This window comes from Novosphingobium sp. LASN5T, from assembly GCF_003856955.1.
In the GTDB taxonomy this organism is placed as follows: domain Bacteria; phylum Pseudomonadota; class Alphaproteobacteria; order Sphingomonadales; family Sphingomonadaceae; genus Novosphingobium.
In genome coordinates this window covers 1-26,634 of the sequence record NZ_RQSI01000027.1, presented here as the reverse complement: position 1 = coordinate 26,634, position 26,634 = coordinate 1, and the positions used below count along the sequence as shown (strand labels likewise).

Sequence of the window (26,634 nt, the reverse complement as noted above, 5' to 3'; positions counted from 1 at the left end):
CGATTAAATGGCGAAGGGAAGACGCCCCCTCCCTTCGCGCGCCTGGCTGGGAGGGATCAGTGGCGGAAGTGGCGCATTCCGGTGAAGATCATGGCGAGGCCGGCTTCGTCGGCCGCCTTGATCACGTCCTCGTCGCGGATCGATCCGCCCGGCTGGATCACCGCCGTGGCGCCGGCTTCTACCGCCGCCAGCAAGCCATCGGCAAAGGGGAAGAACGCGTCGGACGCGACCGCGGAGCCGACCGTGCGCGGCTCGTCCCAGCCGTGCGTTTCGGCGGCTTCCCGGGCCTTGGCGGCGGCAATGCGCGAGGAATCGCGCCGGTTCATCTGGCCCGCGCCGATACCGGCGGTCACGCCCTTGCTGGCATAGACGATCGCGTTCGACTTGACGTGCTTCGCCACGGTCCACGCGAACAGGCAGTCCTTCAGTTCCTGTTCGGTCGGCTGGCGCTTGGTCACCACCTTCAGCGCGTCGTCGCCCAGCTCGCCGTTGTCGCGATCCTGCACCAGCAGGCCGCCGGCGATCGGCACCAGCGTCAGGCCGGGGCGATGCGCGGCGGGAAGGTCGTTCACCAGCAGCAGGCGCAGGTTCTTCTTGCGCGCGAAGGCCTCCTTCGCGGCCTCGTCAGCCCCGGGGGCCACGACCACTTCGGTGAAGATCTCGCAGATCGCGTTAGCGGTAGGGCCATCGAGCGGCTGGTTGACCGCGACGATGCCGCCGAACGCCGATACGGAATCGCAGGCGAGCGCCTGGTGCCAGGCTTCCAGCAGCGTGTCGGCGGTGGCGACGCCGCAGGGGTTGGCGTGCTTGACGATCACCACGGTTGGCTTGTCCGCCGCGAATTCGGCCACCAGTTCCAGCGCGGCGTTGGCATCGTTGTAATTGTTGTAGGACAGTTCCTTGCCCTGCACCTGCTGCGCCTGGGGCAGGCCGGTGGTGGCGGGCCGGTTCGGCACGTAGAGCGCCGCGTTCTGGTGCGGGTTCTCGCCATAGCGCAGCGTCGTGACCAGCTTGCTCGAAAGATTGAGCGTGTCGGGAAAGCGCTGCCCCTGGTCGGCGAAGGCGAACCAGCTCGAGATCGCGGCGTCATAGGCGGCGGTCGCGGCGAAGGCCTTAGCCGCCATCGCCCGGCGGAACGCCAGCGTGGTGGCCCCGCCGGACTGTTCCAGTTCGCCCAGCAGCGTGGCGTAATCGGCCGGATCGGTCACGATGGTGACGAAGGCGTGATTCTTCGCCGCCGAACGGACCATCGAAGGGCCGCCGATGTCGATGTTCTCGATCACTTCGTCGCGGTCGGCGCCCTTGGCCACGGTCGCTTCGAATGGATAGAGATTGACCACGACAAGGTCGATCGCGCCGATGGCGTGCGCTTCCATCGCGGCGGCGTGTTCGGGGTTGTCGCGCACCGCCAGCAGGCCGCCGTGGACCATCGGGTGCAGCGTCTTGACGCGCCCATCCATCATTTCGGGAAAGCCGGTCAGGTCCGACACGTCGCGCACGGTCAGCCCGGCGTCGCGCAGCGCCTTGGCGGTGCCGCCGGTGGAGACCAGTTCCACGCCGCGTGCCGCCAGCGCCTTGCCCAGATCCGCCAAACCGGATTTGTCGGACACCGAAAGCAGCGCCCGCTTGATCGTCACCTCACTCACAGGAATTTCCTATCTCATCTTCTTGAGCAGCCAGGAGAATGTCTCTCCGCTGCGGGGAATCTTGGCCTGGATGACAAGCTGGCGCGTGCCGATGGGGCGCCCCTGCCCGTCTGCCCACAGGCTTTCCTCGACCGACACGGGATCGCGGCCGGAGCGGAACTGCCAAAGGCTGCCGTCGGGCAGGGCCAGAGTCACCCCCAGACCGTCCTCGCCGGCGGCCAGCTCGATATTCGGCCCGAGATGGAAGCGCAAGGCGACACCGATGGTGCCACGCTTGCCCTTGCGGCCCGCGGGCACCAGCAGGTCTTCACCGCGCAGTTCGGTGCCGTCGTCGCGCAGGATCAGGATGCGCTGGTGCGACAGGCCATAGCGCGTGACATAGCCATTGTGGCTCGCCTCGATCCGGGTTGCGCCGCCACCCTTGTCGCCGCGCAAGGTGCGTCGGTCGATCTCGACCTCGGACACGCCCGAGCCGAGCTTGCCGTTGATGAGTACGGCGGTAGAGTTGAAATCGTCGATCGTCAGCGTGGAATGCGCCGCCGTGGCGCGCAGCCCCTGCGCCAGCCGCAGCGGGATGAGGCCGCCGGCAAAGGCTGCGCCGCCGCAGTTGACGATGATCCGTTCCGCGCCATGGCTCAGTTCGAACGCCAGCGTGGAGGCGCAGCCATCGCGGGTGTGGCGGGCCACGGGCGGGGGCGCCGCATCGACCTGAAGCACGGTCTTGCCGGCATTCACCCGCTGATAGCCCCACTGGCGGGCATCGCGCAGCGGCCGGGTACGGACGCCGCTGGCCTTGACCAGCGCCTCGATCCGCGCGGCCGGGACGGCGCCGGCCCCCTGCCAGCTCCCCAGCCCGCCATCGCCATGCAGCAGCGACAGCAGCGGCGGAACCAGCAGGTTGAGGATGGTATCGATCTGCGGCGGCGCATCACTGCGGACGGCGGCGTAGCAGGCCTTCAGCCGCACCAGCAGCTCGATCACCTCGATCTGGCCGAGCGGGCTGCGGGAAAGCACGCCGCCATCGTCGCCGATCAGATCGCCCACCGCGCGCATCAGGCCGGCTTCGCCGAACAGCCGGCGGGGATGGCCATCGGCCAGCAGCAGCCCGGCGGCGGTGATCGCGGTCCAGCCGGCGGTTTCGGCCAGCTTGTCGCCCGCCTTGCCGACGTTGCGGTCCAGCCAGCGCGCGGTTTCCTCGATCACCAGCAACATGCGCCCACGCGCCTTCTTGTCCGGGCCGGACAGCAGCAGCGGCGCGTGGATCAGCCAGGACAGCAGGCGGTGGCCGACGTTGCCCACGTCCCACGCCGGGGTGGCGTTGGGCTTGGGGTTGGCCGCCATCCAGATCTGCAGCACCCGTTCGGCAACCTGGGTGCATTGCTGGCGCGGCGCGCAGGCTTCAAGGTCAGACAGCCAGCCAAAGCCATGGATCAGCCGCTCGAACGGGGGCGACAGGCGCGGGCCGCTGAACTCGACATCCGCGATCGGCGCTTTCATCCCGTGGAGCAGGAAATGGCCGGCGCGCAACGCGGTGCCGGCGGCCGTGTCACCGGGCAGTGGATTGGCGACCGTTGCCGTCAGGCGAGGCCGCGCCCGCTTGCGGAACGGGTTGAGCGCGCCCGCCGGCAGCCCCATGCGATAGGCGAAGCGCACGAAGCGATCGCCCGCGCCCACTGCGGGAGGGGAGAAATCGGCGAGCGCCAGCGCGCGGCCGGGCTCGATCGTTTCGGGCGTGGGCGTCAGTTCGAGCTCGGCTTCGGCCAATGTCGCGCGCTCCGGCCCTGGCGCTTCCGTCAAAGGCGTTCCGATGGATGGCCCCGGAGAGGGGGTAGCGGCTGGCGTGGGTTCGGCCGGTGTTGTTCCGGGCATGGACAGCAGCGGTTCCTCTCCCGGACCCAGCGGAATGGCCGGGCCTTCGCCGTGGCGAGCACCGGGATGGAAGGAACCACGCTTGATCCGTCCGTTGCCTTCCGTTGCCGGCACAGCCTCACCCCGTCCAACGCGCGAACCGGCCTCATTGTTTCCGGCGGCGCCAAAGGCGCGGGCGAAGGAAAGGCCGTTTTCGTTCACGGCGTCAGCCCGCCCCTTTCAGCGCGGCGATATTGGCCGCATAATGGCTTGGCCCGCCCCGGAAGCTGGCGGTTCCGGCCACCAGCACGTCCGCGCCGGCACCGGTGCACAGCCTGGCGGTTTCGAGATCGACCCCGCCATCCACTTCGAGGTGAATCGGCCGGCCGGTCTTATCGATCATCTTGCGGACCGCCTCGATCTTGCGAAGCTGGCTGGAAATGAAACTTTGCCCGCCAAACCCGGGGTTGACGCTCATGATCAGCACCAGATCGATCTCGTCGATCAGGTAATCGAGCATCTTGGCCGGCGTGGCGGGGTTCAGCGAGATGCCGGCCTTCTTGCCCAGCGCCCGGATCGCCTGAACCGTGCGGTGGACGTGCGGGCCGGCTTCGGGATGGACGGTGATGATGTCGGCGCCGGCGTCGGCAAAGGCCTGCAGGTAGCCATCGACGGGCGAGATCATCAGGTGAACGTCGAACGGTTTCGCCGTGTGCGGGCGCAGCGCCTTCACCACGCCGGGGCCGATGGTGATATTGGGCACGAAATGGCCGTCCATCACATCGACATGAATCCAGTCCGCGCCGGCGGCATCGATAGCGCGAACTTCCTCGCCCAGACGGGCGAAGTCCGCGGAAAGGATCGAGGGCGAAATCAGCGGAACAGCCATGGACGGGAACGATCTTCGCTGCCTGCGGTCTTGCGAACCTGTTTCGGGATACCGTGAACTGTGGATGGCGGGTCGGAAAAGCCTGGTCCGGCGGGACCGGGCGATTTCCTCGCGCCGCATTCGGGCTTACCGGTGGCGAATCGCCCGAACAAGCGTGAATCCGCCGTTTTCCACACGGATTAGGCATGGTCGCACACTTTGCCGGCTCCCGCCCGGATTAAGCGCGCGTTCACGGCCCGAATTGGATATGGCGGGGGCGCGAAACCCGCATTACAGGGACATCGCGATAAAGGTCAGGTGGTTTCGGTGGTCGGCCGGCAAGGGCGGTCACGGGAAGCGATGCTGACGGGAACAGCAACTGGGATTGAAGCGATATGACCTTGCCGAGACGTATCCGCGCCGCGGCCGCAGCCGTCCTTGCGCTTGCCGGATCGGGCCTTTTCGCCAGTTCCGCGCAGGCGGCCCCGAATTGTGCCGGCCCGGCGAGCGACACCTGGATCAACATCGTGGTGGATGGCGTGCGCAACGGCAACGGCCTGATCGCGGTGACGCTGTACGAAGACGATTCCCGCAAGTTCCTCGTCAAGCACGGATCGCTCTATGTCGGGCGGGTCGATGCCGCCGCGCCCGAAACGCGCATGTGCCTGTTTGTGCCCCGCCCCGGCGTCTATGCCATCGCGGTCTATCACGACGAGGATGCGTCGGGGAAGATCAACCGCAGCGGCGTGCTCGGCATCCCGACCGAAGGCTTCGGTTTTTCCAACAATCCGCCGACCATCGCCAGCCTGCCCGCGTTCCGTTCGGTGCGGATCAGCATTCCGCGCAGCAACCTGTCCACGCGGATTCACCTGAAATACCCCTGACGGCCGGCCGGGGGCGTCAGCCCCGCTCCCTGGCCCTCGCGCCGGGGCGGCTTCAGCCCGGCACGCCGTTGAACATCGGCGCGAGATGCCACGGCGCCAGCTCCTCGGCCAGCGTGTGCGCGCGGGGATCGTCGACGTCCATCCACCAGGCATCGTCGATGTCCATCGTCGCCGCGCGGCCGCGATCGGCCAGCACCTGCATCCCGTCCGAAAGGCTTCCCGCCTTGCCGGCCGTGATCGCCTCGCGGATCGCCGTGGCCAGCTCCGGCGTAGCCAGGAACGCGCCGCAATCGACCGCGTCGTAAGGTTCGATGGTCTTGCCGATGGCGGTGATGAAGCCGCGTTCGTCCAGCCGCACCCAGGTGGCGTCGTCGGGATCGACCAGCGGATTGTCGAGCCGGCGGTCGATCGCCAGGGTCACGCCCCGGTCGGGCGCGTCCTGCGCCAGCAGGCTGGCCAGGATCTCGGCCTCGAACATGTGGTCGGCCATCATCAGCAGGTAGTTGCCTTCGCACCGCGTGGCGCCGGCCATCACCGAATGGCCGTTGGGCGTTGACCAGTCCGCCAGGCGCACGGGCACGATTTCCACCGCCAGCCGCTGCGAAAGGTCGGCCAGAAACGCCTCGACCATCTCGGCGCGGTGGCCGGTAACCACCACCACGCGGGTAACCCCCGCGATCATCGCCTGGCGCACGCCGATCTCGATCAGCGGCACGCCGGCGATCGGCGTCAGCGGCTTGGAAGGGGAAAGGTCGGCAAGTCGGCTGCCATAGCCGGCGGCGATGATGAGCGCGTCCATGATCTTCGGGATTCCTGCCGGGCTGAAAAAGCAGCGGGCCGGCCGAACGCCCAAACGTCCGGCCGGCCCGCCCTGTCCTGTCGCGTCGGTCCGCTTACTCGGCGGCAAGCGCCTGGTCGGAAACGTATTCCTCGACCATCTGCGCGGCGACGTCGTCGTTGAACTGCTGCGGCGGGTGCTTGCAGAAATAGGCCGACGGGCCGATCAGCGCACCGCCCTCGCCACGCTCCAGCGCGACCTTGCAGCAACGGATCGCGTCCATCACGCAAGCGGCCGAGTTCGGGCTGTCTTCCACCGAAAGGCGGAGTTCCAGGTTCATCGGCACGTTGCCCCACTGCGCGCCTTCCAGGCGCAGGAAGCACAGCTTGTTGTCCTTCTGCCAGGGAACATAGTCCGACGGGCCGACGTGGATGTTCTCGTCCTCAAGGCGCTGGGCCAGCATGGCCTGCACCGCCTCGGTCTTCGATTCCTTCTTGCTGCCCAGACGCTGGCGGTCGAGCATGTTCATGAAATCGGTGTTGCCGCCGGTGTTGAGCTGGTAGGTGCGCTCCACGGTCACGCCGCGCGCGCCGAACAGGCTGGACAGCACGCGGTGGACGATCGTGGCGCCGACCTGCGCCTTGATGTCGTCACCCACGATCGGGATGCGCTTGGCGCGGAACTTGGCTTCCCATTCGGGACGGCTGGCGATGAACACCGGCATGCAGTTGACCACCGCGACGCCGGCTTCGAGCGCGCATTCCATGTAGAATTCGGTGGCTTCCTGCGAACCGACCGGCAGGAAGTTCAGGAGAACCTCGGCGCCCGTTTCCTTGAGCGCGGCCACGATCGATTCCTTGGTGGCTTCGGGCGCGTCGGCCACGATGAAGCCCTTGTCGCCCATTCCGGTCATGTGATCGGCAACGCCATCGAGCTTCTTGCCCATGATGACCTTGGCGCCGGTGGCCGGAACGTCGGGGAAGAACACGGCGGTGCAGTTCGGACCGGCGAAGATGGCTTCGCTGATGTCCTTGCCTACCTTGCGCGCATCGACATCAATGCCGAGCACGAAATCAACGTCACCCGCGCCATAGCCACCGATCCGGTCATGGATGAGGCCCTGCGACGAGTTGTTGTTGCGGTAGTGATAGACCCCCTGGACCAGCGAGCTGGCGCAGTTGCCCACGCCGATCACGGCGACCTTGATTGGCTTCATGAATCTCGATCCCTTCACACAGGCGCCATACGGCGGCTGTAACTAATTTGCCTCATTTCCATTTCGCGCGGCAAATGCAAGCACATTTCCCTGATGTCATGCTTGCGTAGGCCGCAGGGCAAGGATGACAGCGACCAGCCATCCCCCGGCAGCAACCGCAAACAGGGCAAGCACCAGCGGAGCAAGCCCGAACGCAATGAGCAATGCGAAAGCCAGTGCGAAGAAATCCCGGCTAGTAAGGTAAGTGAGCCCCTGCATCAAGCGCGATGGCTCACCGTTCGCACCTTGCCGACGGTAATGGTCCTTCACCACGTCAAAACTGAACGGCGCCTGACTGCGCGCGGCGGCCCGGCCGATCATCACCAGTCCGCTGGCCAGCAGGACAAGGCCGGCATAGCCGAACGTCGCATAGACCACTTCGCCGCGCATCTGCAGGTTGATGGCCACGCCCAGCAGGAAAGCCAGATTCGTCGCGGCATCGACCAGGCTGTCCATCTTCGCGCCCGCCGGCGAGCTGCGAAACGTGGCGCGCGAGATTTCCCCGTCAACCCCGTCGAAGATCGATGCGGCCTGGAACAGGATAGCCCCTACCACCAGGCCGGCCGCTCCCCAGAACAGCAGGCTGGCGAACATCGCGGCGGCGATCAGCCCGGTGCCGATAGTCGCGTGAACCGGGCGGATTCCCGGAAAATGCAGCAACAGCGCGGAAATCGCCTGCGAGATCGGCCGGTTGAGGTGGCGCGAGACGATTCCGTCGGTCGGCTTGGCCGTGGAGCGCACGACGGCGCGGGCGGCGGCGCCCAGCCGGCGCGGCGATTCCGCACCCTGGGCGGTCATCCGCCCGGCGACCTGGTTGGCTTCCTCCTGCGGCACGACCTGAACCAGATCGGCCTGCGTGATGCCGCCGGGTTCGGCAATCGCGCGCAGGATCGCATCGGCGGTCGGCTGCCGATCGCCGGGAATCATCGCCACCCGGTCAAACCCGCCTTCGACCGCAAGGGCCGATCCGTTACCGAAATGCACGTCCATGCCATCGGCGAGGCGGTCGATCTCGGCGCGCGTTGCCGCCGAAGGTTCCCATCCCGCGCCGGCGGTGACCCAGCATACCGAAAGGCCCGCGCGCCGCGCCTCGCGCACCGAACGCGCGGCGGCGGGAACGCCCGCGACCAGCCGCTCGGCATCGCGTCCCGATGCGAAAACGATGACTCCCAGCGGCAATTTCATCTATTCGATCCCCAGGGCAGGCCCAATGAACGCATCCACCCTGTTCAGTAAGTGGCGCGGCTTATATAGCCGCCATCGGCGGTCGCCAAGGTGGCGAAACGTCGGGAGGTATTTCGGATGATTACGCGCGCAGTGGAACCTCGTCGGCCGCAACGGCCGCGCGAAATGCAGGATCCGCTGAACCTGTACCTCTATCATCCGCTGTCCTGGCAGCTGGCGCGCCGGCTCGCGCATACGCCGGTAACGCCCAACATGGTTTCGGTGGCCGGGGGCCTGTTCGTGGTGGCGGCGGGCTTCTGCTACTGGGGCGTGCCCTGGCCGCTCGGTGCGGCGCTGGGCATGGCGCTGCACATGACCTGGCATATCGTCGATGGCGCGGACGGCGATCTGGCGCGGGTTACCGGCAAGTCCAGCCCGCTCGGCGAAATGGTCGACGGCATCTGCGACTATACCAGTCACATCGTGCTCTACGTGCTGCTGGCCTTCGTGCTCACGCGCACGATGGGGGCGGGCTGGGCCTGGTTCTGGACGCTGGCGGCCGGCGCCAGCCACATTGTGCAGTCGAACCACGTCGAAGTGCAGCGGCGCTTTTACCAGTACTGGATGTACGGCGTGCCCTGGCTGCACAACGCCAAGGGCGATCAGCCGGGCCTGTTCGAGGAGAAGCGCGGGGCCTGGCGCATCTTTCTGCAGACCATCGTGCGGCTTTATCTGCGGCTGGCGGCGGGCATGTCGCCCCATGCGCTGGTGATAGACGGCGCGGTCAAGGCGGCGCGCGATGATCCCGCGCGGCTGGGGGCGATCCGGGTCGAAGTGCGGCGCGAGCAGCAGCCGCTGCTGCGCGTGCTCAAGCTGCTTGGCCCGAACCCGCGCGCGATCGTGCTGGGCCTGGCGATGTTTGCCGGCAGCCCCCTTTACTATTTCCTGTACCAGACGGTGGTGCTGAACCTGCTGATGGCGGTTTCCGTCAAGCTGCACAATGCGGCGGCGATGCGGACCGCGCAGCGGCTGGAGGCCGAAGGGCTGACGGCGTAAGGGTCTGACGGCGGTTACAACACCCGGAAGCGCGCCATCGAGAGCACGCCGGGGCGCAGCTTCGTCCACAGGCGGATCGTCAGGCCATAGACGGCGAGCGCCAGCAGCGGCGTGGCGATCGCATCGACCCGCGCCGGCGCCCGGAACACATCGGCCAGCGCTTCATAGAGCAGCAGCCCCGCCGCGCCGCCGGCCAGCGCGCCGATCACGGGGGCGGCGGCGTGGAGCGGGGGTTGCCGCACGCCCAGTTGCTTGAGCCAGTGCCGGCGCAGCAGCGTGGCGACGATCGCCGCCAACAGCATCGCGGCCGACGCGCCGAGGATTCCGAACGCCGGCGCCAGCACGGGCACCAGGATGGCGGCGATCGCGATCAGCACCACGTTGATCAGCAGTGCCAGCGCGGGCCGGCGATAGTAGAGGATCAGTTCCCCCACGCCGAACGCGCCGTTGACGGTTTCGGCCAGCACCATGACGATCAGCGCGTGATAGCCGACGACGTAGTGCGGTCCGAACAGGGCCAGCAGCGGTTCGCCGGCCGCGGCCATCAGCAACACGATCGCCAGCTGGATCGTCAGGATCAGGCGCGTCGCGGCGGCGGTGGCTTCGCCGGTCACGATATCGCCGGCGGCGCGCATCGTGCGCGCGATCAGCGGGGTCAGGATGCCGTCGAACGATTGGCGCACTTGGGTGATCGGCGTGCGCAGCTGGCGCAGCACGCCATAGACGCCGGCGGGCGCGTCCCCCAGCAGGAAGCCCACGAGATAGAGGTCGATGCGCTGCGCCAGCGAGGTCAGCAGGTCGCTGCCGCTGGCGGGCAGCAGCGAACGGGCGCGCTGCGTCAGCGCGCCGGCATGGGGGCGCCACCGGGCAAGACGCAACGGACCCAGCGAATGGCGCGCGCTCCACAGCGCGGTGCCCGCCAGCGCCAGGCTGCCGGCCCAGTAGCCGAACAGCAGGCCGGTTTCGGTAAAGCCGGCATACCAGGCGGCGAACGTCACTGCCGTGGCGACATAGGGTTCGATCACGCCGCGCGCCATGACTTCATAGCGCATCATATGGGTCCAGCGCGTGGCGGCCAGGGCGACATCGCCCGCGGCCTGTCCCAGCACCGCCGGCGCCAGCACGGCCAGTGCGAAGCGAAGATGGTCGGACACCATGGCTGCGGGCAGCACTTGCGCGCCGAGCGCCACCACGCCCGCGATGCCAAGGCCGGACAGAACGGTCAGCAGCAGCGCATCGAGCAGGACATGCGTGGCCGGCCGCGCATCGGCGGCGCCGGTATTGGCTTCCTCCTCCAGCCACGGGAAGATCATCCGCTTCAGCCCGAGGCTGGCGACCGGGACCATCAGTTCGACCACCGCCACCGCCAGGCTGAACACGCCATAGGCCGCCGCGCCATAGAGCCGCGCCCCGATATAGAGGAACGAGGCCCGTGCCGCGAAACGGATGATGAAGCTGAAGGCATTGGAGCCCACGCCCCTGGCAATAACCTTCTGGGGCGTCCCTTCTGCCGTCATGACGGCGCGATAGGACGGCCCATCGGCACTGGCAAGCTCCCCCGTGAGTATGGGGTGGGGTCAGGCGTGGTGCGAAGGCGTGCGTAGCGGCGTGCGCATCAGCAGCACGCACAGCACCACGGCCCCGATCGCCAGCGCTTCCACCACGATCCACGCCAGCCAGTGCGAATGGTTGTAGAGCCACACCCCGATCGCCGGCGCGACGATATAGGCCGAACCGTTGACCGCCGCGACGATCCCCGCCGCCTGCCCCTGTTCGGCGCGGCCAACGGCCAGGCTCGCGCCCGAGGTGAAGCCGGGCCGGAACAGGCCGAAACCCAGCGAGCAGATCGCGAAGCCGACGGTGATGGTGTGCAGGTCCAGCCCGGTCGCCAGCGGCACGGTGCCGATGCAGCACAGCCCCATGCCCCACAGCGTGGAGGCGCGCGGCCCCAGGCGCAGCATCGGGATCAGCCCCCATTGCGCCAGCAGCGTGGCGATCGCGCCGCACATGAGCACCAGCCCGATCGATCCGGCGGCGGCGTCCGGCTGGTGGCGCAGGCCCAGCCGGTCGAGCAGGAGAAAGCCGATCACGCCGAGCAGGATCGACTGCGCGTGGCCGCCCAGTACGCCGGCGGCAAGCCAGCCGCGCAGGCGCGGGTCGCTCCAGCGCAGCCGGTCGCCGCCCGCGTGCTGTGGCTCGGCCTCGGGCAGTTCCTCGGGCGATCCGTCGGGATGATCTTCCACCATGCGGGGATTGGACGAGGCGCTGAACGGCGCCGCCATGACTTCACCGCGCCCGGCGAAGCGCGGATCGTCATCGGGCAGGCGCAGGCGCAGCGTGACCAGCACGAGCAGGGCGAACACCGAAAAGGCCGCGAAAGGACCGATCAGGCCCAGGCCGGGAACGATCAGCAGCGGCGCCAGCGCCGGCCCCAGCACCGTGCCCAGGCCGAAGCTCGATGCCACCAGCGACAGCGCCTGCGTGCGCTCTTCCGGGCCGGTGCGGCTGGCGACGTAGGCCTGCACCGCCGGCGGGGAGGCCGATCCGAACATGCCGTAGAGCGAACGGGCGGCGGCGAAGATCAGGATGGTGGCGGTGCCGCCGAACACGCCGTGCAGGCCGGCGAACAGCGTCAGCCCGCACAGCGAGAACGACAGCGCGAAGGCCGCCATGCCCAGCGCCATCATCGCCTTGCGGCCGCGCCGGTCCGAGCGGCGCGCCCAGTAGGGCGCCATCAGCATCCACAGCAGCGCGGACCAGGAATAGGCGAGGCTGACCCACACGTCGGCGATGCCCAGGTGCGTGCCGATCGACGGCATCACCGATTGCATCGCGGTGTTGCCCGCCGCGGTGACCAGCATGACCGCGAACAGCAGCGCCATGCGTTCCGGCGGCAAGTGGTCTTTCTCGTGCATCGCGTCTCCGCTCCCTCGCCCTCTCGGCCTCCGACCCGGCCCCAGGCCCGATTCCGGCCATTTTTGCGCCCCAGCGACCGGTGTTTTCCCCCGATCTCGCCGTATCTGGTTCGTTCGTTTGCGGTAAGGTGCTTGTCGCGCCCTTGCAATGACAAGACAAATTTGCGACGCGCGGCTTACAGGCCAGTTCAGGAAAAGGGACCCCGCCTCAATATGACTTCCACGCAGGCAGCGCGCGAGCCCCTGTTGCAGAGGGCGAAGCGCAAGGCGGAACGGTTGCTCGGCCCCTTCGGCATCTTCTTCAAGGGCTTTCTCAAGCATCCCGTGATGGTGGGCGCGATCGTGCCGTCGTCGGGGCGCACGATCAGCCGTGTGCTGTCGAAGGTCGACTGGGACGAATGCCGCCTGTTCGTGGAATATGGCCCCGGCGTGGGCACGTTCTGCCGCCCGGTGCTGGAGCGGCTACGCCGCGACGGGCGCCTGATCGTGATCGACACGAATCCCGATTTCATCGAATACCTGTCGAAGACCATCGGCGACAGCCGGTTCATCGCGATCAACGGCTCGGCTGCCGATGTGGAGGATATCGTCCGCGCCCACGGTTTCGAAAATGCCGATTACGTGCTTTCGGGCCTGCCGTTCTCGACGCTGCCCGAAGGCGTCGGACCCGCGATCATGGCCGCGACGCAGCGGGTGCTGCGCCCCGGCGGCGCATTCCTGGTCTATCAGTACACGGCGCGCGCGCGGGATCTGATGGGGCGCTATTTCCGCCGTATCGACAAGGGCTTCGAGCTGTGGAACGTGCCGCCCTGCGTGATTTCGTGGGGCTGGAAGGAATAACTACTCGAACGTCGCGATGATTTCCGGTCCGGTCGGGCCGGACAGCAGATGATGCATCGCGGCCAGCATCGCCGTCAGATAGACCATCGCCCCCGACGTGATCGCGCTGGATACGGCCGCACCCAGCGCGCGCTGCAGCTCGCCGCCCGTGGTCAGCACCAGCACCACGCCCACCAGCATCATGATCAGGCCATAGATCACGAAGAACACCAGCCCCGCCAGCGTCAGGAACACCCCGATGCGCGCGGTGTTGCCGCGCGTGAGCGCCCAGCTCCGGCGAATCGCGGCCACGGGATTGCGCAGGTTCTCGGTGGCGATGACGGGCGCGATCAGCATCACCCGCAGTCCGCAATAGACCATGACCGCGAAGATCATCAGCACGGCGGCGGCGGCCAGAGCCTGGATGCCGGTCAGCGACATCAGCGAAACGAACAGCACGAACGCCCCGCCCAGAGTCAGCCCGATCAGGAGCTGGGCCAGGAGATAGGGACCGGTCATGACGAAGCCGCGCCGGATTGCCTGCGCCACGGTCGGCCGGTCGTGCGCGGTCATCACCACCAGCACGGTCAGCGTGCCGGTGATCTGAAGCACGGACACCAGCAGCAGGAAGGGCATGGCCCGGCCATAGGCATCGCCCAGCAGCGTCATCATCTCGCGCGGGGGGAGTCCTGCGGGAATCTGCGGTTCGGGCACCAGGATGGCGAAGGCCAGCGTCGGCAGCAGGAAGAACACTCCGGCGATGGCGGCAAGCACGTCGCGGTTGGCGGAGACCAGCCGGGTGGCCAATGCCCACGCGGCGCTGCTGTCCAGTCTGATCACGATGCGTCCCTTTCGATGGACGCTCTCCGTAAGCCGCGCGGACAAATTCCACAATGCCGCGGTTTCCCTGCAAACAGGTCCGGCGCGTATGCCCGCTCGAAGGCGTTTGGCACTTGCCAGAGCGCCCTGCCGGGGCCACCTGACGCACCATGAACGGCTTGCAGGATATCGAAGTGCGCGTGGAGAGCGCGCCTGTGCCCTATCGCGTGGCGCTGGAGGCAATGGCGGCGCGCAACGCCGCGATCGCCGAAGGCACGGCGTCGGAACTGATCTGGCTGCTGGAGCATCCGCCGGTCTATACCGCCGGCACCAGCGCCGATCCGGCGGAACTGCTCGATCCGCGGTTCGAAGTGGTCGAGGCCGGGCGGGGCGGGCGCTATACCTACCACGGGCCGGGGCAGCGCGTGGGCTATATCCTGCTCGACCTGCGCAAGCGCGCGCGCGACGTGCGCGGGTTCGTCCATGCCGTCGAAGGCTGGGTGATCGATACGCTGGCCGATTTCGGCGTGGCCGGCCGCCGCGCCGAAGGGCGCATCGGCATCTGGGTGGACGGGCCGGAGCGGAATGGCCTGCCCGGCGGCGAAGCCAAGATCGGCGCGATTGGCGTGCGCATCCGCCGCTGGGTGACGATGCATGGCTTTTCCGTCAATCTGTCCCCCGATCTCGCGCATTTCGGCGGCATCGTGCCTTGCGGGATCGAGGAATTCGGCGTCACCAGCATGAAGGATCTGGGGCTGGAGGTTGCGCCGGAGGCATGGGATCGGGCATTGCTCGCCCGCGCCGGAGATTTCCTTGCCCGGCTTGACGTGCCATGCCCGCCGGAGACCGCCCGATGAAGCGCAGAGTACCGACCATTTCCGTAGCCCTGGCACTGGTTGCCTGCGCCACGCTGGCGGGGTGCGGCAAGAAGGCGGGGAACGACAACGGCAAGGCCCAGGCCGCGGGGGGCGAAGTGCTGCCCGGCACGGTCAGCGACGCGATGATCGATCTCGACCGGTCGCAGGCCGAAGCGCCGCTTCAGGCCCCGAAGCCCGGCGAGGCGGCCAAGGCCGGCGCTGCCGCGCCGGTGGCGGATGCGAGCGCGGCCGCGGATGAGTCTGTCCCCGATGCGGCACCGGGCGTGCCGACTCCTGCGGCCGGGGCCGCGGCCTCCGCGCCAAAGCCCGCCGCCTCCGCCACGCCCAAGCCGGCCAGTACGGCGAAACCGGCGGTCAAGCCGACCCCGAAGCCTTCGCCCAAGCCGTCACCCACCCGCTCCGGCGGAAACTGACCGGAAACGCAACGGTCAGGCGATGCCCAGCAGCTGCCGCGCCTGTTTGAGGTGCGGCTGGTCGATCATCCGCCCGTCGATCTGCAGCGTTCCCGCACCGGGATTGGCGGCGAAGGCGTCGACGATGGCGCGGGCGTGGGCCAGTTCCGCGTCGGTGGGCGCGAAGGCGGCGTTGATTACCGGCACCTGCGCCGGGTGAATCGCCAGCATTCCCGCGAAGCCGTCTGCCCGCGCGGTTTCGGCGGCGGTGCGCAGGCCGGCTTCGTCGCGGAAATCGGCATGCAGCGTATCGACCGGCCAGACCTCCAGCGCATGCGCGGCAAGTAGCGTCTGCGCCCGCACGAAGCGGAAGGTATCGGTCCAGCGGCCGGCGGCATCGCGCTTGCGCGTGGCGCCGAGCACCGCGGAAAGGTCTTCCGCGCCCCAGGTCAACCCGGCGAGGCGCGGCAGCGATTGCCCGACATAAGCGGGAATGGTCAGCGCGGCGCCGGCGGTCTCGCTCACCAGCGGCAGCAGGCGCGTGGAACCGGGGGCAAGGCCATGACGCTGCTCCAGCGCATCGAGTTCGGCGGAAACCAGCCGGACCTGGTCCGGTCCTTCGGTCTTGGGCAGCACGATGCCATCGGGCGCGCCGGCCATGATCGCGGCCAGGTCTTCGCGCCACAGGCCGGTATCGATGGCGTTGATCCGCAGCCACCGCGCCTGGCGGGTGCCGGCATGTCCGGGGTCGGCGGCGCGGCGCGCTTCCAGCCAGCCGTGCGCTACCTCGCGCGCGGCGGCCTTGGCGGCGGGCGCGACCGCGTCCTCCAGATCGACGATGATCGCGTGCGCCCCCGTTTCAGGCGCCTTGGACAGCTTCTTCTCGCTGTCGCCGGGCACGAACAGCCATGAACGGGGGGGCATCGCTTTCTCCTGTCAGACGGTTTCCCGCGCCGTCTGCTGCGCCAGCGTGGGGTAGTCAATATAACCTTCGGGACCGGGGAAGTACCAGCTACGCGGCGCGTTGACGTTGGGCGCCAGTTCCGCGCCGATGCGGAAGCGTTCGACCAGATCGGGGTTGGAGATGAACGGCCGGCCAAAGCTGACCGCGTCGCACCGGCCCGAAGCGATGTCGGCGGCGGCCTGCTCGGCGGTATAGTCGCTGTTCAGCACCAGCGGGCCGGTGAACAGGCTGCGGATCAGTGCGTCCTGCTGGGGCACGTCGGTGGAGCCGAACGTGCCGTTCGGGCCGGGCTGGCGCAGTTCCAGGAAGCCGAGGCCCAGCGCCTCGATCGTGCGCGCCGCCTCGCTGAAGATCGCGGCGGGATTGCTGTCGTCCACGCCCTGCGTATCACCGTTGGGCGAAAGCCGGATCGACACGCGGCCCTTGCCCCAGACCGCGATCAGCCGTTCCAGCACTTCGCGCATCAGCCGCACGCGGTTTTCGGGCGAACCGCCGTAATCGTCATCGCGCAGGTTGGCCTTGTCGCGCAGGAACTGGTCGATCAGGTAGCCGTTGGCGCCGTGAAGCTGCACGCCGTCAAAGCCGGCGCGCTTCGCGTTTTCCGCGGCGTGGCCGTAATCGTCGACGATGCGCGGCAGTTCGTCCAGCCGCAGCGGGCGGGCGACCACGAAATCCTTGGTGCCGGAGGGCGTGTGGGCGTGGCCCGGCGCGCGCGTGGCGGAGGAGGATACCGGCAGTTCGCCGTCCAGGAAATCGGGATGGACGATGCGGCCCATGTGCCAGAGCTGGCAGACGATGCGGCCGCCGGCGGCGTGGACCGCTTCGGTCACCGGCTTCCAGCCTTCGACCTGCGCGTCGGTCCAGATGCCCGGTGCGCTGGGCCAGCCCAGTCCCTCGCGGCTGATCCCGGTCGCCTCGCTGATGATCAGCCCGGCGCCTGCGCGCTGGCGGTAGTATTCGGCCATCATCGCGTTGGGCACAAAGCCCGGATCGGCGCGGCCGCGTGTCAGCGGGGCCATCAGGATGCGGTTCGGCGCCTCGATGGCACCGAGGTTGATCGGCTGGAACAGGGAATCAGGCATGGACAGGACATCTCCGGAATGGGAAGGAAACCAATAAAGGGGCCTCCGTTTCCTTTTGCAACTTAATTGGGCTTTAACGACCCCCATGAAAACTTCCCGGCCCCGCAATCACCGGCCCGAAGCCGGGGAGCAGACCAGCCCGAAGCCGCTGCACTATGCCGCGCTCCTGCTGGGCAACGTCGCCCTGGCGCTGGGGCCGCTGTTCGTGCGCGTGGCGGATTCGGGGGCGGTTTCGGCCGGCTTCTGGCGCCTGTTCCTGGCGTTGCCGCTGCTGGCCCTGTTCGCGCGGTGGAATCGCCAGCCGCTGTTCGGCTACAGCCGCCGCGAACTGGGACTGGTGACGATCGCGGGCGTCTTCTTCGCGCTCGATCTGGCCAGCTGGCACATCGGGATCGAGCGCACGCGATTGGGCAATGCCACGCTGTTCGGCAATTCGGGCAGCGTGATTCTGATGATCTGGGGCCTTGTGGCGATCCGCCGGCGCCCCCGCGTGATCGAGGTGCTGGCCGTGGTCATGGCCACGGTGGGCGCGGTGGTGCTGCTGGGCCGGTCGCTGGAGATCGGCGCGCGCACGCTGGCGGGCGACCTGTTCTGCATCGTCGCCGGCCTGCTCTATGTGGTCTATATCCTGGTGATCCAGCAGGCGCGGGGCCGGTTCGGCAGCTGGTCGCTGCTGTTCCTGTCGAGCCTTGCCGGAAGCCCGGTGGTGGCCGGCATCGCCCTGGCGATGGGCGAACCGTTCTGGCCGCACGACTGGGGACCGCTGATCGGCCTGATGCTGGCCAGCCAGATCGTGGGGCAGGGCCTGCTCGTCTATGCGCTGCGCCATTTCCCGCCGCTGGTGGTGGGGCTGGCGCTGCTGACGCAGCCGATCGTTTCGGTGCTGGTCGGCTGGCTGGCGTTCCACGAAGTGCTGTCTGGACCGGACGCGCTGGGCATGGCGCTGGTCGGCGCCGCGCTGGTGCTGGCCCGGCTGGCGGATCGCTAGGCCCGCCGCCTCAGGCGCTCAGGCCCGGCCCAGATCGCCCTTGCCCACCGTCCCCGCCGCCATCTCGAGCATCGCGTCGAGGCTCTTCTTGGCGGCAAGGCGCAGGTCTTCCTCGATCTCGATGCGCGGCGTCAGGTCGCGCAGCGCGAGGTAGAGCTTCTCCAGCGTGTTGAGCGCCATGTAGGGGCAGATGTTGCAGTTGCAGTTGCCGTCCGCCCCGGGCGCGCCGATGAAGGTCTTGCCCGGCATCGCCAGTTCCATCTGGTGGATGATGTGCGGCTCGGTCGCCACGATCAGCGTGTCGCCGGTCATCGCCTTGGCGTAATTCAGGATGCCGCTGGTCGATCCGACATAGTCGGCATGGTCCACGATGTGCGGCGGGCATTCCGGATGCGCGGCGATCGGCGCGCCGGGGTGCTGCGCCTTCAGCTTGAGCAGCTCGGTCTCGCTGAACGCCTCGTGGACGATGCACACCCCCGGCCACAGCAGCATGTCGCGCCCGAACTTGCGGTTGAGATAGCCGCCCAGGTGCCGGTCCGGGCCGAAGATGATCTTCTGTTCGGGCGGGATCTTCGACAGGATCGTTTCCGCGCTGGACGAGGTGACGATCACGTCCGACAGCGCCTTCACCTCGGTCGAACAGTTGATGTAGGTCAGCGCGATGTGATCGGGATGCGCCTCGCGAAACGCCTTGAACTTGTCGGGCGGGCACGAATCCTCAAGGCTGCACCCGGCGTCGAGATCGGGCAGGACCACGATCTTTTGGGGCGAGAGAATCTTCGCCGTATCGGCCATGAACTTCACGCCGCAGAACGCGATCACGTCCGCGTCGGTTGCCGCCGCCTTGCGCGAAAGCTCCAGCGAATCGCCGACGAAATCGGCCAGATCCTGGATTTCCGGCCGCTGGTAATAGTGCGCGAGGATGACGGCGTTGCGCTCCTTGCGCAGGCGGTCGATCTCGGCGCGCAGGTCGAGGCCGGACAGGTTGGTGGGCTGGGCGGTCATCGGCGTGGGTTCCCTTTCGCGGCCGGTGGAAAGGCGCCCGGCCCGCGAGGGGGACTTAGGCGGCGTACCCGCCCGCCGCAATACCCTCCGCCCAGCCGACGAACGGCGCGAAGCCCGCCAGCGCCATGATCGCCAGGTGGACCGCGACCAGCGCGGCGGCGCTCCACCACGTTGCCGGATGGACCTTGCCCAGAACCTTGCGGTCATGCCGGGCGAGAATGGCCAGCACGCCCAGTTGCACGGAAAGTTCGGCCCAGGGGGCGAAACCGCCGAGCAGCGGCATCGGCAGGATGCGGCCGATCCCCGGCTCCATCACGATCACCGTGGCGCCCAGCATCAGCCGCCGGTGCCAGTCCGTGCGCCGGCGCAGCGCGATCGCCGCCGCGAACAGGCCCGCGAACGTGAAGACTTCGCCGAGGCTGAGTGCCAGCATGTAGGCATTGGTGAAGAACGGCGGAACGCGGTGCAGTTCCACCGCCTTGACCACGGTGAGCGGCCCCAGCACCGCGATCGCGCCGACCAGCAGCAGGCTGGACCAGCCCAGGCGGCGATGCAGCGCGGCGTTGCCGCCCGCCGCCAGCAGGTTCTGCGTGACCATCAGGCCCAGCCAGCCGACCATGGCCGCGCCGTGCAGGTGGACCCAGAGCGGCACGCGCGCCGGCTGCACGAAGCCGCGCGCGAACCATTGCAGGAAGCCGAACACGACCAGCGCGGCGATGCCTGCCGCCATGCGGACGAAGAACGCCTGATCGGCGCGATAGGGAAGGGGGCGGGATTCAGAAAGAGACGGAAACGCGGTAGCCATCGGGGGATCTCCGATCAGTCCAGGCGCGTCCCGATATTATAAGGGTGCGCGCGGACCAATGACGCCCGTCACCCCGGATTCGGTTCTCCGTCGAAAAGTACCACGACCTTGACTTCGCCGTAACCGGCAACCTGCAACGGAATAGCCAGATTCTGCCGGATGGCTTCTTTCGCCGCACCCCGCGCCAGGTTCATCAGCACCGGGTTGCCGGCCTGTTCCACCGCGATCTGTTCGGCCAGCCGGGTGTTGTCGCGCGTCAGCTTGTCCTGCGCGTCGCGCGTGATCCACACTCCTTCGCGCAGGTATTGCGCGCGCGCCTCGTCGAGGTTTGGGCGGCTGACGGTAAGCGGCGGCAGGCGCACCGACAGCGTCTTGTTCGCGGCGTCCCACTTCATCCGGTCGCGCCCCACCTGATCCAGCGCGATCGTATAGTCGACGCGCGCCGGAATCACCGCGACCTGTTTCGATTTCACCAGCCCGAACAGCCGTGCGTCGTCGCTCGATACCACGGGCGCGAGCTGCGCGCTGAACACGGTGAGCTTGTCCTGCTTCTCGAACGCGATCAGCGAAGTGGCGAGCGGATCGCCGATGTCCGCCGGGCGGAACTGCCGCCACGCCAGCCAGGCCGCGATTACCGTGACCACCAGAAACAGCAGCCAGGGCAGGGCGGAAACACGCGCCAGCGCCGGTGCGCGCGGCGAAGACGCAGTCAGGGGCGGTGCGCCGCTTCCGGAGACGGTCGGTCGGTCGGTGGTCAGGAAAGGCTCGTCCATACGTCCCCCGAACGCGCGACACGGCCCTGCCGTTCCAGATCGATCAGATGCGCCAGCACCGAACGGCCGGCGGCGCCGTGCAGCCGCGGGTCGAGCCCCTTGTACATCGCGGCGACCATGCCCTCGATCGTCCGTGGCGCGCTTTCCAGCAGGGTCACGATCTGGCGTTCGCGCTGGCGGCGGTGCCCCAGCATGCCGCGCACGAACTGGCGCGGGTTGGGGATGGCGGGGCCATGCGCGGGATAATACACCCGGTCTTCGCGGTCGTGCAGCTTCTGCAGGCTGGCCATGTAGGCGGCCATGTCGCCATCGGGCGGCGAGACGACCGAGGTCGACCAGCCCATCACGTGATCGCCGGTGAACAGCGCGCCGCTTTCGCGCAGGGCATAGCACAGGTGGTTGCTGGTGTGCCCTGGCGTAGCGACCGCTTGCAGCGTCCAGCCCGTGCCGGACAGCGTTTCGCCGTCCTCCAGCACCCGGTCGGGGCGATAGGTCGGATCGAAGGCCGCGTCCGCGCGCGGCCCCGTGTCCTCGATTACCAGCGGCGCGCAGCCGATCACCGGTGCTCCGGTCGCGGCGCGCAGGGGATGGGCGGCCGGGCTGTGATCGCGATGGGTGTGCGTGCACAGGATTGCGACAAGACGCGCATCGCCGATCGCGGACAGAATGGCCTCGACATGGCCATCGCCCTTCGTGTCGGCATGGCCCGCGACACCGGTACCGTTCGGACCCGGATCGATCACCGCCACCTCATCGCCGGCGCCGATGATGTAGGTCCCGGTGCCGGTGAAGGTGTAGGGGGAGGGATTGGGCGCCAGCACGCGCCGCACCAGTGGTTCAAGCGTTTCGGCCACGCCCGTGTTCCACGTGGAACTGTCGGCCAGATCGACGGCCGGATTGGCGGGCGCGCCCTGCTTTTCGGTACTGTTCATCCCCAAGCTATGGGGATTGCCGGACGGTGGCGCAACCTTTCGCGCGGGCGTCAGCCGGCGGTTCCGGCGGCGAACCGTTCGTCCAGGCGTTCCCGCAGGCGGTCGATGACGCTGACGTTCTGCCCGCCCCCATTCCGCCCGTCCTCGCTCCGCCATGCCCGTTCGAGCCGGGTAATCCGCTCGTACAGCCGCTCGCTTTCATGGACCAGCAGGCGCGCGTCGGCGGGCAGCATGTCCAGCGCGGCCGGATCGCTGGCGGGATAGTTGGCGATCAGCCGGCCGTGGCGGCGCAGTTGCAGCTCGGAAAGCTCGCCCGCGAAATAGGCGCGATGGTTGAGCAGCCAGGCCAGGCAATGCATCACGCGCGTGGTCGTGCGCAGCGCCTCGCAGGAAAACTGCACGCGCAGCAACTCGTCCTCGGTGGCCGAGGCATCGTTGCGCAGCCTTTCGAAGCGTTCGCGCAGCACATCGGCGAGGACGAGGGCCTCGCTGTAGAGCGCTTCGACGATGCGCGGGTGAATGCTGGGCATGAGCGGCATGAAGCCCGCATAATCCGCCGCGCCGGCACTCGCCAACAGGGCCTTGGCGAAGGACCTGTTCAAAGATGGTTCTGTGTCGTTCCGGTACAGGCGCGCGAACGGGAGCGGCACCGCTCCCCCGGCGCAGGGCATTGTTTTTCAGGCTATAATGTCGGGGATCAGGTAGTCTTCGAGAATTGCGATCTGATCGCGCAGCAACAATTTGCGCTTCTTCAGCCGGGCGATCTGCAACTGGTCGCGCACGCCGGCGTTGGTCAGCGCATCGATCGCCGCGTCAAGATCGCGGTGTTCCAGACGCAACGCTTCCAGCCGCTTGCGCATTTCCTCTTCGGTCACGCCCTAACACTCCGTGGCGCGGCGGGTGGTTCCTTTCCCGCGACGTACGGTCGATCCCGTATTCGCAGCATCCCGGCGCGGATTAACTTGCAAGATACGGGGAATGTGAAAGCATGACAACGCAGCCGCCGCAGAGTCGGCGATTGTATCACCGGCGGGGTGTCCCGCGGGACACGACAAAAGCGGGAAACGCCCGCCAGCAGGAAGCCACGTGCGGGGACAGGCCCCGCAAGGAGGACAAACGCATGGAAACGTCGCATATCAGCGCATTGCGGACGAAACACGCCGGTCTGGAACGCCAGATCGAGCAGGAAATGGCCCGTCCGGTGCCTGACGATACCCTCCTGCAGGACCTCAAGAGGCGAAAGTTGCGGATCAAGGAAGAGATCGCGCAAATCCACTGACGCCAAGCGCCGGCCGCCCTCGAAAGGGGCGGCCTTTCGCTTGGAGGAGCGGCAGACACCCGCTCCCTTTTCCCGTCGCATACGAATTATGCTAAACCGGCGGCGGTCGGCGTTTCCAAACCGGCCGTGCTGCGCTAGGCCATGGCCATGCAGTCCGCCGTTGCCGCCGCCCGCGCTATCCTGACATCGCTTCACGAGGTCATGGCCTCGCGCGCCGGCGCGCAGGCCAAACTCAACCAGGTCGTCGAAGTCATCGGCGAAAGCCTGAACAGCGAGGTCTGTTCGATCTACCTCCTGCGCGAAGGGATGCTCGAACTGTTCGCCACGCGCGGGCTGAACCAGTCGGCCGTCCACGTCACCCGGCTGGCGGTGGGCGAAGGTCTGGTCGGCACGATCGCGGAACGGTCGGAAACGCTGAACCTTGCCGAGGCGGCATCCCATCCGGACTTCGCCTTCCGCCCCGAAACGGGCGAGGAAAAGTTCCATTCCTTCGCCGGCGTGCCGATCGTGCGGCGCGAACGGGCGGTGGGGGTGCTGGGTGTCCAGCACGTCGACCCGCGCCGGTACGAGGAAGTCGAGATCGAGGCCCTGCAGACCGTGGCCATGGTGCTGTCGGAACTGATCGCCAATGCCGAACTGATCGACGAGGAGGAAACGCTGGGCGTGCCCGCGCACCTCACCGGTCCGGAACGGCTCAAGGGGCTGACGCTGGTCAAGGGGCTGGGCGCGGGCATGGCGGTGTTCCACCAGCCGCGCGTCACCATCGAACATATCGTGGCCGAGGATATCGAGGCCGAGCGCCAGCGCGTCTATCTGGCGTTCGACAAGATGCGCGAACAGATCGAGCGCATGGCCCAGCAGGCCGAATTCGGCGTGGGCGGAGAGCACGAGGAAGTGCTCGAGACCTACAAGATGTTCGCCTACGACGAAGGCTGGAGCCGCCGCATCAACGAGGCGATCGATTCCGGCCTGACCGCCGAAGCCGCGATCGAGCGCGTGCAGCAGCGCACCCGGATGCGGATGCGCCAGATCGACGACGCGCTGCTGGCGGACCGGATGCACGATCTGGAGGATCTGTCCAACCGGTTGCTGCGCATCGTGTCGGGCCAGCTGGGCACGGCGGCGTCGCACGGGTTGCGCGGGGACACGATCCTGATCGCGCGCAATCTTGGCCCCGCCGAACTGCTGGAATACGACCGGCGGCGCCTGAAGGGCGTGATCCTGGAGGAAGGCTCGCTCACCGCGCACGTGGTGATCGTGGCGCGGGCGATGGGCGTTCCGGTGATCGGCCGGGTGCGGGGCATGCGCGGCATGGTGCGCGAAGGCGATCCGCTGCTGCTCGATGCCGACCAGGGCGTGATCGACGTGCGGCCCACGCCGGCGATGGTCGAGGCGTTCGAGGGGCGCTTCGCCCGCAACCGCGAGCGCCAGCAGGCCTACGCCGCGATGCGCGATCTGGAGCCGGTGACGCGCGATGGCCGGCGGATCACGGTGATGATCAACGCCGGCCTGCGCGATGACACGCCGATGCTCAGCCTGACCGGGGCCGATGGCATCGGCCTGTTCCGCACCGAATTCCAGTTCCTCGTTTCTGCCACACTCCCCGCGCGCGAACGGCAGACGCGGCTCTACCGCGATGTGCTGGACGCGGCCGGCGATCGCCCGGTGGTGTTCCGCACGGTCGATATCGGCGGTGACAAGGTGCTGCCCTATCTGCGCCACAACGATGGCGAGAGCGAGGAAAACCCGGCGATGGGCTGGCGCGCGCTGCGCGTCGCGCTGGAGCGGGACGGGCTGCTCAAGGTGCAGGCGCGCGCGCTGCTGGAAGCGGCGGCAGGGCGCACGCTCAACGTCATGTTCCCGATGGTCACCGAACCGTGGGAGTTCGACGCGGCCAAGGCGGTGTTCGATGGCCAGATCGCCTTCCTGCGCCGGCAGAAGAAGGTGGTTCCCGAAGCGGTGCGCTATGGCGCGATGCTGGAAGTGCCGGCGCTGGCCGAATGCCTGGACGTGCTGGCGCCGCGGCTGGCGTTCCTGTCGATCGGCACCAACGATCTCACGCAGTTCCTGTTCGCGGCGGACCGCGCCAATCCCAAGCTGGCCGAACGCTATGACTGGCTGAGCCCGGCGATCCTGCGCTTCCTGCGCCGCGTGGTCACCACCGTCGCGCCGCATGGCACGCTGGTGACCGTGTGCGGCGAAATGGGCGGCCGGCGGCTGGAAGCGCTGGCCCTCCTGGGCCTTGGCATCGACCGGCTCTCGATCACGCCGGCGGCGGTCGGCCCGATCAAGGAACTGGTCCGCCAGATCGATACCAGCGAGATCCGCGCCGCGATGGACGGCTGGCTGGCCGCGCCGCCGCCATCGATGCGCGCCGCGCTGCAGGAATGGGCCGCCGCGCGGGGAATCGATTGCGAATAGAACTGGACCGGAGGGATTCGTCTCCAGAACCGCCGCAATGTGGCGCAAAACCGTTGACTTTCGCGCAATTGCAACGAAGCCCTGCGCATTGGGATAACCCTGCATAAATTTGGGAGTCGCACCGTGGCCGAAGCCGACGGTAACGAATTTGTCGCCACGGATGCCGAAGCGAATGCCGCCTCATCGAGGGCGGGGGAAACCGTGCCCGGCGGCATGGCGGGCAATTTGCCTGGCAACATGGCTGTCGGCGCTCGGCTGCGCGCGGCGCGCGAGGCCGCCGGGCTGAGCGTCGCCGATCTTTCCACGCGCACGCGGATTACCACACGCCATATCGAATCGCTGGAAGCCGGCGATTACGCGGCCCTGTCCGGCCGTCCCTATGCCCTGGGATTCGCGCGCAGTTACGCCCGCGCCGTGGGGCTGGACGACAAGACGATCCTGGCCGACCTGCGCGCCGAACTGGACCGGCAGGAACCGGCGGCTCCCCCGCGCGAAATTCACCAGTTCGAGGTGGGCGATCCGGCCAAGACTCCGTCGCGCCTGCTGAGCTGGCTGGCCGGCGTTCTGGTGCTGATCGTGATCGCGCTGGGGCTGGTGTTCTGGCGCAGTTCGTACTGGCCCGCGGCGGAACTGCCGCCGCTGGTCGGGCCGTCTCCCGAAGCTTCGGCGGTAGCGCCGGCGCCGACCGCCCCGGCGGCGGCCGCGCCCGCGGCCTCCGGGCCGGTCGTGTTCACCGCGCTGGACGATGGCATCTGGGTCAAGTTCTACGATGGTGCGGGCGTGCAGCTCCTGCAGAAGCAGCTGGCCAAGGGCGAAAGCTGGACCATTCCTGCCGGAGTGCAGGAACCCAGACTGTGGACCGCGCGGCCCGACGCGCTGGCGATTACGGTGGGCGGGAAACCGGTACCCCGCATCGCCGATACGCAACGCATCGTGAAGGACGTGCCGGTTTCCGCCGCCGCGCTGCTGGCCCGCACCGCGCCGCCGCCGGCGGCCGCGCAACAGGTTCAGGCCTCAGCATCGCCGCCGCGCCCTGCGGCGGGCAATGGCCGGGCGGAGCGCG

Annotated in this window: 26 protein-coding genes; 9 read left to right on the top strand and 17 right to left on the bottom strand. The window is 68.0% G+C overall.

All coding sequences use genetic code 11. The features are described 5' to 3' along the window. Positions 1-56: 56 nt before the first annotated feature. From purH to rpe, 3 genes are all read right to left on the bottom strand, one after another. Positions 57-1,646, bottom strand: a complete 1,590-nt coding sequence (purH, locus tag EH199_RS16505; RefSeq protein ID WP_124810359.1) for a bifunctional phosphoribosylaminoimidazolecarboxamide formyltransferase/IMP cyclohydrolase — start codon at positions 1,644-1,646, stop codon at positions 57-59. Between the two features lie 9 nt (positions 1,647-1,655). Next, positions 1,656-3,515 (bottom strand): heparinase II/III family protein, encoded by a 1,860-nt coding sequence (locus EH199_RS16500; protein WP_124810393.1) that lies wholly within the window; start codon positions 3,513-3,515, stop codon positions 1,656-1,658. 205 nt (positions 3,516-3,720) lie between these two features. Next, positions 3,721-4,383, bottom strand: coding sequence for a ribulose-phosphate 3-epimerase (gene rpe / locus EH199_RS16495; RefSeq protein WP_124810358.1), 663 nt, complete (start codon positions 4,381-4,383; stop codon positions 3,721-3,723). A gap of 374 nt (positions 4,384-4,757) precedes the next feature. Between rpe and EH199_RS16490 the strand changes: the two genes are divergently transcribed. Next, complete coding sequence (locus tag EH199_RS16490) at positions 4,758-5,246, top strand: DUF2141 domain-containing protein (protein WP_124810357.1); 489 nt, start codon at positions 4,758-4,760, stop codon at positions 5,244-5,246. Positions 5,247-5,298: 52 nt separating this feature from the next. On the opposite strand, the gene EH199_RS16485 is transcribed toward EH199_RS16490, so the two are convergent. From EH199_RS16485 to EH199_RS16475, 3 genes are all read right to left on the bottom strand, one after another. Then, positions 5,299-6,045 carry an NTP transferase domain-containing protein gene (locus EH199_RS16485; protein ID WP_124810356.1) on the bottom strand — a complete coding sequence of 249 codons (747 nt, stop codon included), beginning with the start codon at positions 6,043-6,045 and terminating at the stop codon, positions 5,299-5,301. A gap of 94 nt (positions 6,046-6,139) precedes the next feature. Next, the gene (locus tag EH199_RS16480; protein WP_124810355.1) at positions 6,140-7,240 is read right to left on the bottom strand and encodes an inositol-3-phosphate synthase; all 1,101 of its coding nucleotides are present in this window, start codon (positions 7,238-7,240) and stop codon (positions 6,140-6,142) included. Positions 7,241-7,336: 96 nt separating this feature from the next. After that, positions 7,337-8,464 (bottom strand): CDP-alcohol phosphatidyltransferase family protein, encoded by a 1,128-nt coding sequence (locus EH199_RS16475; RefSeq protein WP_124810354.1) that lies wholly within the window; start codon positions 8,462-8,464, stop codon positions 7,337-7,339. A 165-nt stretch (positions 8,465-8,629) separates the two neighbouring features. On the opposite strand from EH199_RS16475, the gene EH199_RS16470 reads away from it, so the two are divergent. Next, the gene (locus EH199_RS16470) at positions 8,630-9,499 is read left to right on the top strand and encodes a CDP-alcohol phosphatidyltransferase family protein (protein WP_223806732.1); all 870 of its coding nucleotides are present in this window, start codon (positions 8,630-8,632) and stop codon (positions 9,497-9,499) included. A 14-nt stretch (positions 9,500-9,513) separates the two neighbouring features. Here the strand turns inward: EH199_RS16470 and EH199_RS16465 are convergent, their stop codons facing one another. Next, on the bottom strand, positions 9,514-11,016 hold the full coding sequence (locus EH199_RS16465) for a lipopolysaccharide biosynthesis protein (RefSeq protein ID WP_124810352.1): 1,503 nt from the start codon (positions 11,014-11,016) through the stop codon (positions 9,514-9,516). 60 nt (positions 11,017-11,076) lie between these two features. Beyond that, positions 11,077-12,414 carry an MFS transporter gene (locus EH199_RS16460; protein WP_223806731.1) on the bottom strand — a complete coding sequence of 446 codons (1,338 nt, stop codon included), beginning with the start codon at positions 12,412-12,414 and terminating at the stop codon, positions 11,077-11,079. A 213-nt stretch (positions 12,415-12,627) separates the two neighbouring features. Between EH199_RS16460 and EH199_RS16455 the strand changes: the two genes are divergently transcribed. Beyond that, on the top strand, positions 12,628-13,254 hold the full coding sequence (locus tag EH199_RS16455) for a class I SAM-dependent methyltransferase (RefSeq protein WP_124810351.1): 627 nt from the start codon (positions 12,628-12,630) through the stop codon (positions 13,252-13,254). On the opposite strand, the gene EH199_RS16450 is transcribed toward EH199_RS16455, so the two are convergent. Further along, on the bottom strand, positions 13,255-14,073 hold the full coding sequence (locus EH199_RS16450; protein ID WP_124810350.1) for a hypothetical protein: 819 nt from the start codon (positions 14,071-14,073) through the stop codon (positions 13,255-13,257). Positions 14,074-14,222: 149 nt separating this feature from the next. Here EH199_RS16450 and lipB point away from each other — a divergent pair, with 149 nt between their 5' ends. Beyond that, positions 14,223-14,909, top strand: a complete 687-nt coding sequence (gene lipB, locus EH199_RS16445) for a lipoyl(octanoyl) transferase LipB (protein ID WP_124810349.1) — start codon at positions 14,223-14,225, stop codon at positions 14,907-14,909. After that, entirely contained in the window at positions 14,906-15,343 is a 438-nt protein-coding gene (locus tag EH199_RS25030; RefSeq protein WP_124810348.1) for a hypothetical protein, read from the top strand. The genes lipB and EH199_RS25030 overlap by 4 nt, the downstream gene beginning before the upstream one ends. Positions 15,344-15,358: 15 nt before the next feature. Here the strand turns inward: EH199_RS25030 and EH199_RS16435 are convergent, their stop codons facing one another. Both EH199_RS16435 and EH199_RS16430 read right to left on the bottom strand, forming a co-directional pair. Beyond that, positions 15,359-16,246, bottom strand: coding sequence for a CoA ester lyase (locus EH199_RS16435; protein WP_124810347.1), 888 nt, complete (start codon positions 16,244-16,246; stop codon positions 15,359-15,361). A 12-nt stretch (positions 16,247-16,258) separates the two neighbouring features. Beyond that, complete coding sequence (locus EH199_RS16430; RefSeq protein ID WP_124810346.1) at positions 16,259-17,368, bottom strand: alkene reductase; 1,110 nt, start codon at positions 17,366-17,368, stop codon at positions 16,259-16,261. 85 nt (positions 17,369-17,453) lie between these two features. Between EH199_RS16430 and EH199_RS16425 the strand changes: the two genes are divergently transcribed. Beyond that, a complete protein-coding gene (locus tag EH199_RS16425; protein ID WP_124810345.1) occupies positions 17,454-18,356 on the top strand; it encodes a DMT family transporter in 903 nt (300 codons plus the stop codon). Between the two features lie 18 nt (positions 18,357-18,374). Here the strand turns inward: EH199_RS16425 and nadA are convergent, their stop codons facing one another. The 6 genes from nadA to EH199_RS16395 form a co-directional block, all read right to left on the bottom strand. Further along, entirely contained in the window at positions 18,375-19,361 is a 987-nt protein-coding gene (gene nadA, locus EH199_RS16420; RefSeq protein WP_124810344.1) for a quinolinate synthase NadA, read from the bottom strand. A gap of 55 nt (positions 19,362-19,416) precedes the next feature. Beyond that, a complete protein-coding gene (locus EH199_RS16415; protein WP_124810343.1) occupies positions 19,417-20,166 on the bottom strand; it encodes an adenylate cyclase in 750 nt (249 codons plus the stop codon). Between the two features lie 68 nt (positions 20,167-20,234). Then, on the bottom strand, positions 20,235-20,939 hold the full coding sequence (locus tag EH199_RS16410) for a DUF4230 domain-containing protein (RefSeq protein WP_124810342.1): 705 nt from the start codon (positions 20,937-20,939) through the stop codon (positions 20,235-20,237). Beyond that, entirely contained in the window at positions 20,921-21,871 is a 951-nt protein-coding gene (locus EH199_RS16405) for an MBL fold metallo-hydrolase (RefSeq protein ID WP_124810341.1), read from the bottom strand. Before EH199_RS16405 ends, EH199_RS16410 begins: the two co-directional genes overlap by 19 nt. 50 nt (positions 21,872-21,921) lie before the next feature. Next, the gene (locus EH199_RS16400) at positions 21,922-22,473 is read right to left on the bottom strand and encodes a DUF1465 family protein (protein WP_223806730.1); all 552 of its coding nucleotides are present in this window, start codon (positions 22,471-22,473) and stop codon (positions 21,922-21,924) included. 75 nt (positions 22,474-22,548) lie between these two features. Beyond that, positions 22,549-22,746, bottom strand: a complete 198-nt coding sequence (locus tag EH199_RS16395; RefSeq protein ID WP_124810340.1) for a YdcH family protein — start codon at positions 22,744-22,746, stop codon at positions 22,549-22,551. 245 nt (positions 22,747-22,991) lie between these two features. On the opposite strand from EH199_RS16395, the gene EH199_RS16390 reads away from it, so the two are divergent. The 3 genes from EH199_RS16390 to EH199_RS16380 form a co-directional block, all read left to right on the top strand. After that, complete coding sequence (locus tag EH199_RS16390; RefSeq protein WP_124810339.1) at positions 22,992-23,150, top strand: YdcH family protein; 159 nt, start codon at positions 22,992-22,994, stop codon at positions 23,148-23,150. Between the two features lie 141 nt (positions 23,151-23,291). Beyond that, entirely contained in the window at positions 23,292-25,571 is a 2,280-nt protein-coding gene (gene ptsP / locus EH199_RS16385) for a phosphoenolpyruvate--protein phosphotransferase (protein ID WP_124810338.1), read from the top strand. Positions 25,572-25,694: 123 nt separating this feature from the next. After that, the coding region (locus tag EH199_RS16380) for a helix-turn-helix domain-containing protein (RefSeq protein ID WP_223806729.1) at positions 25,695-26,634 on the top strand (940 nt) is incomplete at its 3' end.

Excerpts from the sequence above, each read along its gene's own strand:
- EH199_RS16460 (WP_223806731.1), bottom strand. The coding sequence starts at position 12,414 with ATGCACGAGAAAGACCACTTGCCGCCGGAACGCATGGCGCTGCTGTTC.
- EH199_RS16485 (WP_124810356.1), bottom strand. The coding sequence starts at position 6,045 with ATGGACGCGCTCATCATCGCCGCCGGCTATGGCAGCCGACTTGCCGAC.
- rpe (WP_124810358.1), bottom strand. The coding sequence starts at position 4,383 with ATGGCTGTTCCGCTGATTTCGCCCTCGATCCTTTCCGCGGACTTCGCC.
- lipB (WP_124810349.1), top strand. The coding sequence starts at position 14,223 with ATGAACGGCTTGCAGGATATCGAAGTGCGCGTGGAGAGCGCGCCTGTG.
- EH199_RS16475 (WP_124810354.1), bottom strand. The coding sequence starts at position 8,464 with ATGAAATTGCCGCTGGGAGTCATCGTTTTCGCATCGGGACGCGATGCC.
- EH199_RS16480 (WP_124810355.1), bottom strand. The coding sequence starts at position 7,240 with ATGAAGCCAATCAAGGTCGCCGTGATCGGCGTGGGCAACTGCGCCAGC.
- EH199_RS25030 (WP_124810348.1), top strand. The coding sequence starts at position 14,906 with ATGAAGCGCAGAGTACCGACCATTTCCGTAGCCCTGGCACTGGTTGCC.
- EH199_RS16410 (WP_124810342.1), bottom strand. The coding sequence starts at position 20,939 with ATGGACGAGCCTTTCCTGACCACCGACCGACCGACCGTCTCCGGAAGC.
- EH199_RS16430 (WP_124810346.1), bottom strand. The coding sequence starts at position 17,368 with ATGCCTGATTCCCTGTTCCAGCCGATCAACCTCGGTGCCATCGAGGCG.
- EH199_RS16425 (WP_124810345.1), top strand. The coding sequence starts at position 17,454 with ATGAAAACTTCCCGGCCCCGCAATCACCGGCCCGAAGCCGGGGAGCAG.
- EH199_RS16415 (WP_124810343.1), bottom strand. The coding sequence starts at position 20,166 with ATGGCTACCGCGTTTCCGTCTCTTTCTGAATCCCGCCCCCTTCCCTAT.
- EH199_RS16455 (WP_124810351.1), top strand. The coding sequence starts at position 12,628 with ATGACTTCCACGCAGGCAGCGCGCGAGCCCCTGTTGCAGAGGGCGAAG.
- EH199_RS16465 (WP_124810352.1), bottom strand. The coding sequence starts at position 11,016 with ATGACGGCAGAAGGGACGCCCCAGAAGGTTATTGCCAGGGGCGTGGGC.
- nadA (WP_124810344.1), bottom strand. The coding sequence starts at position 19,361 with ATGACCGCCCAGCCCACCAACCTGTCCGGCCTCGACCTGCGCGCCGAG.
- EH199_RS16470 (WP_223806732.1), top strand. The coding sequence starts at position 8,630 with ATGCAGGATCCGCTGAACCTGTACCTCTATCATCCGCTGTCCTGGCAG.
- ptsP (WP_124810338.1), top strand. The coding sequence starts at position 23,292 with ATGGCCATGCAGTCCGCCGTTGCCGCCGCCCGCGCTATCCTGACATCG.
- EH199_RS16390 (WP_124810339.1), top strand. The coding sequence starts at position 22,992 with ATGGAAACGTCGCATATCAGCGCATTGCGGACGAAACACGCCGGTCTG.
- EH199_RS16435 (WP_124810347.1), bottom strand. The coding sequence starts at position 16,246 with ATGCCCCCCCGTTCATGGCTGTTCGTGCCCGGCGACAGCGAGAAGAAG.
- EH199_RS16500 (WP_124810393.1), bottom strand. The coding sequence starts at position 3,515 with ATGCCCGGAACAACACCGGCCGAACCCACGCCAGCCGCTACCCCCTCT.
- EH199_RS16490 (WP_124810357.1), top strand. The coding sequence starts at position 4,758 with ATGACCTTGCCGAGACGTATCCGCGCCGCGGCCGCAGCCGTCCTTGCG.
- EH199_RS16405 (WP_124810341.1), bottom strand. The coding sequence starts at position 21,871 with ATGAACAGTACCGAAAAGCAGGGCGCGCCCGCCAATCCGGCCGTCGAT.